This is a genomic window from Turicibacter sp. T129, assembly GCF_025594975.1.
Classification (GTDB): domain Bacteria; phylum Bacillota_I; class Bacilli_A; order MOL361; family Turicibacteraceae; genus Turicibacter; species Turicibacter bilis.
The window spans coordinates 1-14197 of the sequence record NZ_JAMQUU010000003.1 but is presented as its reverse complement, the minus strand read 5'-3'; the positions used below and the strand labels follow the sequence as shown (position 1 = coordinate 14197).

13 protein-coding genes are annotated in these 14197 nt (G+C 31.9%); 2 read left to right on the top strand and 11 right to left on the bottom strand.

Annotated elements, in window-relative coordinates:
* Positions 1-6: 6 nt before the first annotated feature.
* From NEH75_RS00285 to NEH75_RS00240, 10 genes are all read right to left on the bottom strand, one after another.
* Positions 7-498, bottom strand: coding sequence for a glycosyltransferase (locus tag NEH75_RS00285; RefSeq protein WP_262948297.1), 492 nt, complete (start codon positions 496-498; stop codon positions 7-9).
* On the bottom strand, positions 495-944 hold the full coding sequence (gene pssD / locus NEH75_RS00280; RefSeq protein WP_262948295.1) for a PssD/Cps14F family polysaccharide biosynthesis glycosyltransferase: 450 nt from the start codon (positions 942-944) through the stop codon (positions 495-497). The genes NEH75_RS00285 and pssD overlap by 4 nt, the downstream gene beginning before the upstream one ends.
* A 45-nt stretch (positions 945-989) precedes the next feature.
* A complete protein-coding gene (locus tag NEH75_RS00275; protein ID WP_262948293.1) occupies positions 990-1655 on the bottom strand; it encodes a sugar transferase in 666 nt (221 codons plus the stop codon).
* A gap of 164 nt (positions 1656-1819) precedes the next feature.
* Positions 1820-2536: a CpsD/CapB family tyrosine-protein kinase gene (locus NEH75_RS00270; protein WP_262948291.1), complete on the bottom strand. Its 717-nt coding sequence runs from the start codon at positions 2534-2536 to the stop codon at positions 1820-1822.
* Between the two features lie 12 nt (positions 2537-2548).
* The gene (locus NEH75_RS00265) at positions 2549-3241 is read right to left on the bottom strand and encodes a YveK family protein (RefSeq protein WP_262948289.1); all 693 of its coding nucleotides are present in this window, start codon (positions 3239-3241) and stop codon (positions 2549-2551) included.
* Between the two features lie 553 nt (positions 3242-3794).
* A complete protein-coding gene (locus tag NEH75_RS00260; RefSeq protein WP_262948288.1) occupies positions 3795-5858 on the bottom strand; it encodes a DUF6077 domain-containing protein in 2064 nt (687 codons plus the stop codon).
* 294 nt (positions 5859-6152) lie between these two features.
* A complete protein-coding gene (locus NEH75_RS00255; RefSeq protein ID WP_262948287.1) occupies positions 6153-8276 on the bottom strand; it encodes a peptidoglycan DD-metalloendopeptidase family protein in 2124 nt (707 codons plus the stop codon).
* A 129-nt stretch (positions 8277-8405) separates the two neighbouring features.
* The gene (locus tag NEH75_RS00250) at positions 8406-9095 is read right to left on the bottom strand and encodes a sugar phosphate nucleotidyltransferase (RefSeq protein ID WP_262941293.1); all 690 of its coding nucleotides are present in this window, start codon (positions 9093-9095) and stop codon (positions 8406-8408) included.
* A 9-nt stretch (positions 9096-9104) separates the two neighbouring features.
* Positions 9105-10037 (bottom strand): DMT family transporter, encoded by a 933-nt coding sequence (locus NEH75_RS00245; RefSeq protein ID WP_262941292.1) that lies wholly within the window; start codon positions 10035-10037, stop codon positions 9105-9107.
* A 3-nt stretch (positions 10038-10040) separates the two neighbouring features.
* Positions 10041-11885 (bottom strand): phosphotransferase, encoded by a 1845-nt coding sequence (locus NEH75_RS00240; RefSeq protein ID WP_262941291.1) that lies wholly within the window; start codon positions 11883-11885, stop codon positions 10041-10043.
* Positions 11886-12097: 212 nt separating this feature from the next.
* Here NEH75_RS00240 and NEH75_RS00235 point away from each other — a divergent pair, with 212 nt between their 5' ends.
* Both NEH75_RS00235 and NEH75_RS00230 read left to right on the top strand, forming a co-directional pair.
* Positions 12098-12778 (top strand): glycosyltransferase family 2 protein, encoded by a 681-nt coding sequence (locus NEH75_RS00235; RefSeq protein WP_262941290.1) that lies wholly within the window; start codon positions 12098-12100, stop codon positions 12776-12778.
* A gap of 9 nt (positions 12779-12787) precedes the next feature.
* On the top strand, positions 12788-13153 hold the full coding sequence (locus tag NEH75_RS00230; protein ID WP_262941289.1) for a DUF2304 domain-containing protein: 366 nt from the start codon (positions 12788-12790) through the stop codon (positions 13151-13153).
* 34 nt (positions 13154-13187) lie between these two features.
* Here the strand turns inward: NEH75_RS00230 and NEH75_RS00225 are convergent.
* On the bottom strand, positions 13188-14197 hold a 1010-nt coding region (locus tag NEH75_RS00225; protein ID WP_262941288.1), incomplete at its 5' end, for an acyltransferase family protein.

Here is a 14197-nt window from a genome sequence, read left to right as displayed (position 1 = left end):
TAACTTTTATTTGAATAACTGTTCAATTTCTTTTTCTAACTTTTCAACAAAACAATTATTATTTTGATTTAAGTTAGGCATCGCTTGAACAATTTTATTATATTCATTAATGTAGAATGCTAATTCACTAATTTCTTCAACTAAAATAATCTTCTTCTCTTTTGATAACCTACGACAAAAATCTATTTGATGCTGATCTACATGTTCACCATAAATGGGGTTTCTTGGAACAACAATTGGAATCTTTTTATGCTGTAATGCTAAAAATATTGACCCTGGTCCACCATGTGTGATAATAATGTCTGCATTGTTGATATAATAATCCATTTCCTCTATCGTAAATAACCTTTTATGATATATTTCATCTGTTAAACTGCTAGAATAGCCAATTTGTGCAATAACTTTTTCTGTTATTATTTTATTTTCGATTAACCTTTGTATTTCAATAAATAATCTATCTAATTGTTGTTCATGTGTTCCTACAGTAATAAATATCAAAATAACCCTCCTAAATTGATAGCCTTAGAATAAAATTTACGTTGTTCTTCCCACTGGATAATAAATTTATCAGCAACTGGATAAACAATTTTCCCAGTTAATGTGGGAGAATCTATTCTATCATAAACTTCAATATATACTACTTTTATCCCAAATAATTTTCCAATATAACAAAAAGGAATTGCAACGGCCGCTCCACTTGAAATGATTAAATCTGGTCTTTCTTTTCTTAAAACATTAATAGCAAGAAATGTGTTTTTAACTAAATTTACTATATTGCGATTTGTAGGATAGTAACACCAGGTAGTAGATTCATTTTTCAATGCTGATATAGCATCTTCCTTTTGAAACGTTACCCAATGTCTATCATGTTTAATCCAGAATTTTTCAAGTAATAATAAATGTTGTAAATGACCTCCACTCGATCCAACTAAACAAATTTTCATTTTATCTCCTCTATTTTCATTTTTTTATATTTATCTAAAACAAAATTAACTCGCATTTTCATCACCAAGCATTGCTGGTATCGTCATTAAAATTAATTTAATATCGAGCCATAAATTACGTGTTTTAATGTATTCAATATCAAGTTCCACCCATTCATCAAAGCCGATGTTATTACGACCGCTCACCTGCCAAATACAAGTAAGTCCCGGTTTAACGAGTAATCGTTGCATTTGATACGGCGTATATTGTTCAATCTCACGTGGAATGGCTGGACGTGGTCCAACTAAACTCATGTCTCCTTTTAACACATTAAACAGTTGAGGGAGTTCATCCAAACTCGTCTTACGAATAAACTTTCCAACCTTCGTGATACGTGGGTCATCTTTGATTTTAAAAGCTGGGCCACTTTGTTCATTGAGATGCATTAACTCTTCAAGTCGTTCTTCCGCATCGATATACATGCTTCGAAACTTATACATTTTAAATGTTTTTGGATAAGCTCCATTTCGAACTTGTGAGAAAAAAATCGGACCTTTTGGATCTTCAAACTTAATCAAAATAGCCACGATTAGCATAATAGGTGAGGCTAATAGTAATCCAAGACTTGCCCCTACAATATCCATCAGTCGCTTAAGCACTAAATAAACAATATGATCATTTACTAGTTCTTTTTTTTTAGCTAAGAGTTCACTCTCTCTACAATACGCCATTTTCATTTCACCTCACTAAAAAAGATGTTTACTAAACACAATAGGTATGCTAAATAAACATCTTTAAAAATAATCTTCAAGCTTTTTCACTTTTTAATGTATTTATCTCTACCCTGATTAACTCTCTTAAATTTCACAGCCTATTAAATCCCCAATTGAATAGACTATTTTTTTAAAAAGAAACCACGCTTTCTTCTTGCTGGGTGAACTTCCTCTTCGTAGCTATAGTATTGATAACCATAGTATCCTTTTTTCGTCACTGGAATCATCGTCATAACCACTCCAAGAATTCGGGCGTTAACATTTTCCAGCAATTGCTTGGCACGTTTTGCTTCATCAATTTCTGTTTTACCAGAAGCAACGACTAGTAATGTTCCATCGACAATTGTTGAAAGAATGGCACTATCAGTAACAACCCCAACTGGTGGCGCATCAATAATAACCACATCATACTGTTGTCGTAAGTTTGCTATTAAATCTTTCATACGATTTGAAGAAATTAACTCTGAAGGATTTGGCGGAATTGGTCCACATGGAATAACTGTTAAATCTGATCCAGCATAGCTTGTTACCTCTTCTAACGTCGACTGACCTGCTAATAAATTTGTTAATCCTTTAGTCCCTGAAATTTTAAATAATTTGTGAACCCGTGGTTTACGTAAATCTCCATCAATTAATAATACGCGTTTTCCCGATTGTGCAAAAGTTTCTGCTAAATTACAACTTGTCGTTGTCTTTCCTTCTGAAGGTCCCGAACTTGTCACACAAATCACTTTTAAATCCTCATCAACATTAGAAAATTGAATGTTTGTTCTTAATGTACGATAAGCTTCAGCAATAGGTGACTTAGGGTTAGTAATCGTAATTAATTCTGAACTCATTTTTCTCTCTCCCTATTTCCCTTGTTCTAACAGCATGTCTGGAATCGCTCCGATTAGTGGTAATCCTAAATGACGTTCAACATCTGTCGGTGTTTTATATGTACGATCTAAAAATTCTAATACAAAGACTAATCCTACACTAATCATTAATCCTAATACACCGGCAATAGCGATATTCATCATCTTATTTGGAGATGTTGGATTCTCAGGAACTTTAGCGATATCAATAGTTGAAACATTATCTACTTCCATCATTTGATAAATATCTTCTTGGAAGACTTGAGCAATCGTATTTGCAATTAAAGTTGCTAACTCCGGATCTTCATCTTTAACTGTTAATTTTAAAATTTCTGTTTGCCCAACTTGTGAAACAGAAATCTTATCAATTAATTCCTTAGGTGACAGTTCTAAGTTTAACTTATTAATAACTTCGTCTAAAGTACGCTCACTTTTTAAAATCTCTGTATAAGTTGCTACTAACTTTTGACTTGTCTGTAAGTCATTATAAGTCATGATAGATTCTTGATTTTGCTTGTAACTAACAATCATCGTAGTTGACGCCTCATAAATAGGTGTTAAGATAAAGAAACTCACGATTGCTGAGATAATTAAAGCAGATACTGTTATACCTGTAATCAGCACCCATCTTTTTTGTAGCATGTGAAAGATTTCTTTTAAATCAATTTCATACTCTGTATTTTCCATTGTCAACTCCCTTTCCATCCTCATTATCCATTTAATCCCAATAAATGAATAATTTTTTTCTGTTCTTTAACATCATCACTATTTTAACATACTTTTTTCTACATTTTAATCTTTTTTTTTTACTTTTATGATTGTATATATAGGTAACCAAAGAAAATTTAACTATAAATCTGACTAGCCGAGGGATTGTGAATATTCGAGAAATCAACTAGCAGATTTAAATATCTTCAATAAAGCAATGTGTAGAACTTATCCTCTTACCACAGATATTTACTTCAGTACCATTCATTTTGAATCTACAAGCTGAATTAGAACCTTCTATCTCATAGTGGATAGCTGAATTTAAATTCAATTCTATGAGCTAAACAGGAACAATTATCCGATTTTCTTTTATAAAAAATTCACCTCCTTAACTATAAGAGCTATAGCATAACTCAAAGTTTGAGGTCGAAATAAACAGATCTATATTACTCAATTATTCTTAAACAGCAAAAAATCCATTAATGACCTCTAGTTTATGAGGTATTAAATGGATTTTTGAATTCATATTCAATTATTTTATTAATTGGTATACGCTATATGACGAGTTCTCGTCTATTTTTAAAGCAACTTCATTAAATAAATCATGTATCCATGGGGCAGCAATAGCTGGGACAACAATAATATCGGGTTTTAATTGTTCTAGAATTTGTTTAAATTGTCGTTGCTGCTCTTCTGATTGCTCATATGATTTACGTAAGCCATCACGTAACAGATATAATTCTGGTTTAGCTTGACGATAACTGTCATTAAAGACACGTCGTTCTTCATTGACAGTATAGAGCATTTCATAGTTATGAGCAAAATAGTTGAGCTCTAACTGAGTAGTCAACACTTTAGGACGCTCTCCGCTATAGTGTTCTTCTACAAAAGCTTCAATATAGTTAGCCGTATCAATAATATCTTGATCCATACGGTATAGATGATTAAAGGTTTGCGTATTACCTATCTGATTAAAATCGTGGGTCAAATACTGATGTGTTTTCGTTGCTAGTTGAATGGCTGATAAACATACTAAGACAATAACAACTTCACGAAACTTTGAATGATTAACAAAATAAACGAGTATTCCCGCAATCAAAAATAGTGACATGATGACATCCCCTGTACGCATGTACACACTACCAGTGAAGTACGTACTAACAAAGGCAGATACAAGTGGATTATAAAAAATAAGAATGATGATCCATTGGGTAATAAATGCGAATTTTAATGTTTCATTTAGTTTTTTAAACTGCACAATTGCGACTAGATATAATAAAAATAAACCATCACGTATTAAGGCTAATAACAACATTGACCAGTTCTTTTCTATTATATAATTGCGTCTAGGGGCATACTTATCAAATAAAAATTCAATAAAATAACGCGGTGAAATCGAAACCTCTTCATTTAAAGAAGGAACCATCTTCATAGATAACACTGTCATTCCAATGACACCAAGAACAAGAATACCTCTAAAAAATCGACTATAAAAGAAGCGATTAAGTACTGACTTTGTTTGTTGATTGCACGATAGAATAGCTAGTAAGAAAACTGCAGCCCCTATGATCACTCCTAGTAATGTTGTTGAACGATAAGATAAGAAGAAAGCTGCGTAAACAAGAAGTGGCATCGCGCTAAAAATCAAAGGTAAGATTAACTCTTTTCGATGATAAAATAATTCATAAATCCCTATGGCTACCATGATCATGATCCCTAAAAACAAAGCTGTCGATTGAAAAGAGCTTGCACTGGCCCAAAGAAGTCCACATAATATTAACGTACGAAGCTTAGGACTTTTAAAGTAATCCGCATACCCCATCATTAAATAAGCAAAGACAAAAAGTCGAATATTATTTCCATAGACATTATATCTAACAAAGTAGTCAAATAATGAAACAAAAGACCATAAAATAATAAAAATAAACATTGTTTTCCATGATTTATTAGAACGATTAAAATAGTAAATTAAATTTAAAAATGTCATTGAAACCGTTAACCATAACAAGACGGGCACAAACCAAGCCATGACCAATACTGCGTCTAAATTAAATATCATTGATAAAAACGTTAAGAATAGGTAAAAGGCTTGGAAGTTATAATAAGAGTCTAACCAACCAATCTGACCACTTAGAGGTAAGATTCCATTAATCTGTTCAGCTCCCACATTATTTTCAACTAACGTAATATAAAAACTTTGATCAGCATTCGTATCATTAAAAGAATTGGTTGAAAAGCAAATCATAAAATTAAAACCGATAAATAGTAATATCAACAAGTATTCCATTAAATGTGCTTTTTTAAACTTAAATATCTCTAATCTTTTATCACAGTAAGCTGCATATAAATAACGGAACACAAAAATACTTAAGATTAAAAAAATCAATGCATAACAAATAGCAACCACCTGCATCGAGACATGCATGACCTGAAGTGGAAATGAAACAAGTTGAATTAATCCTAAAATAATAAAGAAACCAATTGGCCACTTATATTTAATCTTTCCTAATATCTCAGGAAAATAAGAATAAGCCGCCTGACCAACTAATTGGCTATATAAAACAAACAATATAATTAATAAAAGCAATGATAACATAATAATCTCCTTACTAATATAGCTAACTCTATATGACCTATCCTGTCTAATCATAATCCAAATCGATAATGATTTCTATATTATACTATAATTTAATAACGGTTTCCATGCTCAGAACTCGATTAGAATTAATCTCTATATCTCTTTCTTACTATCAATCTGTTTGATCATTTAGAGGCAGCAATAAAAGTACTATCTTTTTATCTTTTATTATGCCTACTTAAATATGATAAGCTTCATTTTTCTATACAAAAACTCCTAGCTTAATCTCATCGATTGCTAGGAGCTTTTCAATTATTTTATAAAGATATGTACTGTATTTTCATCTAAATACACATTAAATTGAGATTTTCCACTTGTTAAAACTTCTACAACGACTGCTTCTGTTAATGCTTCATCATAACCTGGTTGTCCTGTTATGGTCGTATGCTTAGCATTACTGCTAGTTAGGTTAGGATTATAAACAAATCCTTCTAAATTTAATAAACGTTCAATTGATTTATTAACAACATAATCTGGATTCATTCGACCTGGAAGATATGCCATTCCACTTGGCGTAATAATCCATCCATCCACAGTTCCACTCGTTAGCATTTCACCATTTTGGTTCGTGTAATACCATTGATGACGCCACTCGATCCAACCTTTTTTCATTAAACCACTTGCTGCGAAATAATATTTTTTATTATTTTGAGTTAACCATTCATCACTCATCATTTTTCCATCAGCTTTTAAGTAATACTTATCGTTTCCTAATGTTAACCAACCTGTTTGTTTAACGTTATTGACATAATAATACCAATCACCATCGATTTTTTGCCAACCATTTAGCACAACTTCAATTTTCGTTGCAATTCCGTTTGAATCAATTGACCATCCATCGATTTCAGTTGAAGTTGCCATTTGTCCTGATTCATAGAAATAATATTTGACATTATCGATGATTTGCCACCCGGTTTGCATCATTCCATTTTCATTGAAATAATAACGTGCGCCTTCAATATCAACTAACCCGATTTGAGCTACACCTTCAATATAATATAATTTATCATTTCCAACTTGTAGCCAACCATTTTGTACAGCTTCAATTTTCGTTGCAATTCCGTTTGCATCAATTGACCATCCATCAATTTCAGTATTTGTTGCCATTGATCCACCACTATAGAAATAATACCAGTTTCCATCAATTTTTTGCCATCCGGTTAACATGGCTCCATTAGATAAATTTAAGTAATAACGCGCGCCTCCAATGTCTTGCCAACCGGTTAACATCGCTCCACTGGAATCCATATAGTACCATACCCCATCAAGCTTTTGCCAACCAGTTAACATCGCTCCACTTGAATTTAAGTAGTAGCGTGCGCCTCCAATATTTTGCCATCCAGTCAACATGGCTCCACTTGAGTTCATGTAATACCATGTTCCATTGATTTTTTGCCAACCGGTTAACATCGCTCCACTTGAATCCATATAATACCATGCCCCATCAAGCTTTTGCCAGCCGGTTTGCATCGCTCCACTTGCATTCATGTAATACCATGTTCCATTAACTTTTTCCCAACCAGTAGCCATCGCTCCGCTTGATTTTAAATAATACCAAGTTCCTCGATCTTTTAACCACCCAGTTTGCATGACCCCACTTGAATTTAAATAATACCAAGTCCCATCAACTTTTTGCCAGCCAGTTTGTTTTTTACCACCTTTATAGTAATACCATTGATTACTTTCTTTCACCCAACCAACCTTTGCTGAGTTTTTTTCTGATGGTAAAACGTAATTAAAACGAGTTGAATCTAGTGGATCCCAACCACCAGCTGCCATTCCTCGTGTATCCTGACGAATTTCAAAATGTAAATGAGCAGCTCCTACTCGACCTGATGTCCCAATTGTTCCAATTTTTTGTCCAGCTGATACTTTTTGACCTTTTTTCACATCAACTGAATTTAAATGGGCATAACGTGAATAAACACCTGTTGCATGTTTAATCGTGATGTAATTTCCATATCCACCACCGCACTCTTTTTGATTAGCGAACATGTTTGGACAAGTTGAAATGACTTGCTCAACAACTCCATCACGACCTGCATACACAGCCGTTCCTGTTGGGGCATATAAATCAATTGCATGATGGTTTTTATAACATAAATATTTACAAATAATAGGATAAAATTCTGCTGTTGGCCAAACCCATCTTCCAGCCTCAGCCGATCTTACGACAGCTCGACTCTCTGTTGGAATATCTTCGATACTCACTTCTTCATACATCCCTGGTAATACTAACTCTTCCTCCTCTGGTAATATGGGATTTTCAAACGAATCCATGAAACCAAAACTACTTGCATTCGCCACTATTTGGAAACTATTTATTATAATAGTCGCTAAAAGAAAGACAACTAAATACTTTCTCTTATGATTCATACTCTCTCCACACCCTTATATATAATTTCAATTAAAGATTATACCATATTTTCCACAAATTATATATTTTTATATCATTTATTGACAATAAAAGCTGTGTCAAACTCATTAGTTAACACAGCCTTTTCATTATTTATTTTGTAATAATTCTTCTAATTCATTTAATTCATCTAATGAGTCAATTTCAAATAAATCATCTGATCGTAATTCACGTACTCTAATTTTTAACTCATCTAAAGAATCCTTCACTAAATTATCCCAAAATAACTGTTCAAATTCGCCTTGTTCAACAGCTTGCTCTAGTTTTGCCTTTAAAAATTCACCATCTTCTTGGTTCCAATAAGAAACTCCACACATGATTAACTCTTCATGATCTGAACCAACAACAATATTGTCTAGATATCCATCTGTTCCTATCTTTAACATCCACTCATTATTAAAATTAGATTTTCGAGCGCTAAAATAAGTTGACTCTGTTACCGTTTCATCTAATATATTACGATTTAAATAAACATCACCTTCTAACACAAATGAATTCGGTAAAAATTCTTTAACTAAATACATCGTATAAAGGTTATTATATTCATTATATTTATCATTATGGACTAATTTTACCCCGTACTTTTCTTGTAGATAATAGAATGATTCATTCAGATATCCTGTTACAATGGTAATATCTTTAATTCCTTTTTCATGTAAAAACTTAATTTGGCGTTCGGCCATCGGTTCTCCTTGAACTGGAATTAATGGTTTAGGTGTTTTTAATGTTAATGGGCGTAAACGCGTTCCCATTCCCGCTGCTAAAATAATCGCTCTCATGATTTCCTCCTATTTTGCTTCAACTAATTTAAATTCTGATAAATCACCAGCTGCTAAAATTGATCCCATGATAATCAAGCCACCACAAATGACGGACTTTAAATCAATACTATTCCCTTGAAGCACAATCCCAAACAAAACAGCCCAAGCCGAATACGTAATATTTAATGACATCGCCTTTGTAGCACCAATCTTATGAATGGCTTTATAATAAAATGAATAAGAAAGTGTTCCCGCTAGAGCGGTTAACAGGATTAGTAGTAGCGATCGATCTAATAATGTGGCTAATGTAAAATTTACGCCTTGAATTAGTGGAATAATAATGACACCGTAAGTTATAGCAGAGGTTAATTGTCTAATAAATAGTGATTGATTCGGCGTCAATTCATCATCCTTCATTCCATATGAACAAATGACAGCTTCAGATGCCCATCCAAACACACATAAAAGCGCAAAGATGAATCCCATCACAAGATGAGTCGGCATTCCTTGTGGGCTATATCCTAAACTAATGATTCCTAAAATACTAATCATGAGCCCTAGAATATTGCTTTTTTTCATCTTCTCTTTCAAAAATAAGTACGATAATAAAGCCCCTAAAGCTGGATACAGTGAAGAAATAATTGCCGTATAAGCAGGACCTAAATATTTAATGGCTAATAAATAGCCTGTCATGCCAACAGGACCTCCAAGTAATGCCCCTAACATAATAAAACGTCCACTTCTACTTTTAATCTTTCCAATCATCTGTTTAAATTGACCTTTGAAAATTAAATAAAGTAATAACCAAAGACTTGAAAATGTATCATGGAAAAATGTACTAATAAATGGAGCTAAAAAGATAATTTGTTCGGTTTGGACAAAATGAGACATCGCCATAACGATACCAAGTAAAACCGTATCTAATCCCCAAAGCAATCCAGATAATAACCCATAACTCATTCTCTACCCCTCCAACTTATCAGCTAATAATTTAAGATTTTCTTTGGCACGATTATAGCGTTCAATTCCGTAATTACCAAAATCATCACCACTGGCTTCTTTCACTTTTGTCCATAAACTCCATAAAAAATCTTGATAAATCTTATTGATTAAGACACGCGTTTTATATGACTCTTTTGGTTCTTGTTTAAAATAAGTTTTTAAAAATAATTCTTCTTCATCTGAGTTGAATCCATTTTCTAAACAATGAGCAGCGACATCCCACATCGGATCATTCATACCTGCATACTCCCAATCAATTAAATAGTATTGATCTTGTTCATCTTTAATAAAGTTTTCAGCCAATGTATCATTATGACAAGGAGCTAGCTTTATTTCTAAGTCATCCATCAATTCTTTTAACTGTAAGACTTGTTGTTTAACCGATTGATAATCGTCGTAATACTCTCCTTTTAATTCGTTCAACAATTGCTCATATGATTCAATCTTTTCATAAACGTTAAATTCATTTTCCATTTCACGCCCACATTGATGAAGTCGATTCAATAGTTGACAAATCTTCTTCATTACATATGGTTTTTTCGCTCCTTCAGGACTGAGGGTTTGGGCATCCTCAATAAATTTTGAAATCTTAATTCCTGTTTGTTCATTAAAATAAATTAGATCTGCATCAACTCCAATTTCATGAGCAAAAGCGGCATTTTTAATTTCATCTACACGACTAATCATTTTCTCTGTTCCATTTCCAGGGACACGTAACACATAATTTTCATCATCAATCATCACTTTATAGTTCTTATTCGTCATCCCACCAATAGCAGCAACTTGTTTGACTTGGTTCATATCAATATTCAAACATTCACTAACAAGTACCTTTAAAGATTCTAAATGTAACATTTTTTCTTTTTTATGAATTCGTTTCATTAATTTTGACTGAACTAATTCTAAATGTCGGACATCATCAATTTCATGCCATAACAAACTATCGATTTTGTTATATCCTAATGTATACGTATGTGCCACATCTAACATTAAATACTCATAGTTTAAATATGGATTTTGATTATCTTCATAGAACTCCATCATTTTAGCGAAATATTCATATGATAACTTACTGATTCCAATCATCTCACCATCAATTCGATTGAGTTGAGCAATATCTTTGGAAATTTTAAATAAACGTTGATTTCGAATTTCAACAAACGCCTCATCGCCTGATCCACTCTCAGCAGTAATTAAGACAGAATCTCGATTATGATCCTCAATTAATTCTTTTAATCCTGCCGTCTCCACAACAATATCGCTTTCGATTAATAAAAAATCTTCATTAAGATAGGGTTCTGCTTTAGCTAATGAAGCCATCGTTCCTGTCCATTTGTAATCTTCATTTGATACGACTAATACATGTTCCGGTAAAACCTCACGAATTTTATCAATGTGATATCCCCCAACAACGATAATCTTTTCAATGTCTAAAAATGTTAACTGATTAATCATTCGCTCAATTAATGTTGTTTCACCAATCGATTGCAAGCAGATAGGTTCAGTAAATTGTTGATTACGACCCGCTGCTAAAATGACTGCTGTATTTAAATTAGAATTCTCATCTATATGTAAATCAATCACTGTTTCTTTTGATTTTCGAATCAGCTGCTCTAAAAATTGTAATCCTTTTGCTGTAATAAAATAACGGTGCTCTCTTCCCTTAATCTCTTTTTTAATGAATCCGTTCTGTTCAATATCTTCGATTAAAGCATTTACTTTCCCAAGTGATAAATGACATAAACTAGCTAATGTCCGTTGATTGATTCCCGGATTTTTATTAATCTTCATTAAAATTTCATTCATTTAACTCACAACCTTTATGTTCATTTTTTGAACGTTATACAAAAGATATCTTATCCTATTAAATAACTAAATACAAGTAAAATTCTACATTATCTTATTAATACGAAAAAACTTAAGATAAAAAAGGGATATGTGAAAAAAATAGTGTCGCTTCTTATTATCTATGATAAAATTAGTAAATGTATATAATAGGAGAAGATTGGAGTGTAGAGATGAAAACGTTAATCATTATACCAGCTTACAACGAAGAGGAAAATATTGAACGCGTTGTAAATATGCTTGTTACATCTTATCCGCAATATGATTATGTTGTTGTTAATGATTGTTCTAAAGATAATACAAAATTCATCTGTGAAAAGAATAGCTATAACTTTATAGATTTGCCTGTCAATTTAGGTCTCGCGGGAGCTGTTCAAGCAGGTTACAAATATGCTTATCATCATAATTACGATATTGCCATTCAATATGATGGAGATGGACAGCATCGCCCAGAATATATCGAAGATTTAGTACATGGGATTGAAAGTGGAGCTGATATCGTTATCGGTTCTCGCTTTGTTAACTCAAAAAAACCATGGAATGCCCGTATGATTGGATCTCGAATTATCACTTTTGTAACAAAACTTACAACAGGGGTTGAGGTTAAAGATCCAACCAGTGGAATGCGTGCCATCAGTAACAAATTAATTAAAGAATTTGCCTTTAATATGAACTATCCACCAGAGCCAGATACAATTGCCTACCAACTAAAAAAGGGGGCTGTGATTAAAGAAGTTCACGTTGAAATGGATGAGCGTATCGCAGGTGAAAGTTATTTAAATATTACAAATAGTATTAAATATATGTCGAGAATGTTAATCAGCATTTTATTCATTCAAAACTTTAGAAAGTAGTGATTTACTGTGTTTCTTTTTAATGGAATAATTAAATTTCAATTACAACTTATCCTGATTATTGGCTGTATTTTCACTTATTGGTACATTATTCGTAAAGTAAGAAAATCTAATGTACGTATTGATGATATCATCGTCTGGATTATCGGAATTTGTATTTTCTTCATTTGCAGTATTTTCCCACAAATTCCATATGTAATCTCTAATTTACTTGGATTTGAATCTCCAGCTAATTCAATATTCTTCATTGTTATCTTCTTTATGTTTATCATGATCTTTTTATTAACAATCCGTGTTAGTCAATTACAAGAGAAAATTAAAGAATTAACTCATCAAATCGCATTAGTAGATAAAGATTCCAGCAATGACAAATAGTTTCAATTTATAAAAAGGCTACCAAACCTGTAACTTAGTTTACAGAATTGGTAGCCTTTTTTATCCATATTATTACCCGTTTACTTTTTCCATATAAATAAATTTTAACAAATAGTAATGTGACAATAATAGATAGACCAGTAACCATGAAAACATATGCAAACGAAGAATAAACTACTGTACTATTTATTAATTCTGAAATCCCCCGTACGATAATGGGCTCATGAAATAAAAATATATAAAATGAGTACTTTCCTAATTTTAATAGTATTGAATTATTAGAAACTAAGAATGACAGCTTCCAATAGAAGATAACCATTACAGGATTTAAAATAAGATGTTTCAGAAAAGTGTCGATTGATGGAATCTTATTAATAGTACAAGTGAAAACAACTGCTATTACTATGCATAAGTTTAGAAGAAGACTAATTCTATGATGAAATTGATATTTACTAAATTGAACACCTAATTCGAAAAATATTAAATAATAAAAGAATTTAATTGGATAAGAGAGTAATCCTAAACAAATTACTGTAATTGAAAGAATAGCTAATAAAATAAAACGAATTAAATCATTAGGAACTATTTTCTTTATTAATGGGTATAGGATAATGATAAAAAAGTATAATGGAATATACCATAGTTGATAAGCAATATTATATCCCAAAAAAATCTTTAAAAAACTTATACTAGCTTGTATTAAAACATTAACTAACGGAATGTTTTGTACAAATAACAATTTAAAAGAGTTTAAACAGATAAAAACAAAACTAATCAGTAAAAATAAAGGTAAAATTTTAGATAATTGTTTTTTAATAAAATAGAAGCAATTTTGATTAGTAGATATAATATTTAAATAATATTTGTAGCCAGATATAAAGATGAAAATAGGCACAGCAGCCCAAATCAAATTGTCTAAAATATTAACCCCAATTCCAGCATTTAAATAAGAATCAAGATTTAAGACAGTTCTAACATAAAATCTATCAGCATGGATTAAGACAACCATAATAATGGCAATACCGTAAGCGGGTAATAATAACA

Excerpts from the sequence above, each read along its gene's own strand:
- NEH75_RS00260 (WP_262948288.1), bottom strand. The coding sequence starts at position 5,858 with ATGTTATCATTGCTTTTATTAATTATATTGTTTGTTTTATATAGCCAA.
- NEH75_RS00270 (WP_262948291.1), bottom strand. The coding sequence starts at position 2,536 with ATGAGTTCAGAATTAATTACGATTACTAACCCTAAGTCACCTATTGCT.
- NEH75_RS00275 (WP_262948293.1), bottom strand. The coding sequence starts at position 1,655 with ATGGCGTATTGTAGAGAGAGTGAACTCTTAGCTAAAAAAAAAGAACTA.
- NEH75_RS00250 (WP_262941293.1), bottom strand. The coding sequence starts at position 9,095 with ATGAGAGCGATTATTTTAGCAGCGGGAATGGGAACGCGTTTACGCCCA.
- NEH75_RS00240 (WP_262941291.1), bottom strand. The coding sequence starts at position 11,885 with ATGAATGAAATTTTAATGAAGATTAATAAAAATCCGGGAATCAATCAA.
- pssD (WP_262948295.1), bottom strand. The coding sequence starts at position 944 with ATGAAAATTTGTTTAGTTGGATCGAGTGGAGGTCATTTACAACATTTA.
- NEH75_RS00265 (WP_262948289.1), bottom strand. The coding sequence starts at position 3,241 with ATGGAAAATACAGAGTATGAAATTGATTTAAAAGAAATCTTTCACATG.
- NEH75_RS00255 (WP_262948287.1), bottom strand. The coding sequence starts at position 8,276 with ATGAATCATAAGAGAAAGTATTTAGTTGTCTTTCTTTTAGCGACTATT.
- NEH75_RS00245 (WP_262941292.1), bottom strand. The coding sequence starts at position 10,037 with ATGAGTTATGGGTTATTATCTGGATTGCTTTGGGGATTAGATACGGTT.
- NEH75_RS00235 (WP_262941290.1), top strand. The coding sequence starts at position 12,098 with ATGAAAACGTTAATCATTATACCAGCTTACAACGAAGAGGAAAATATT.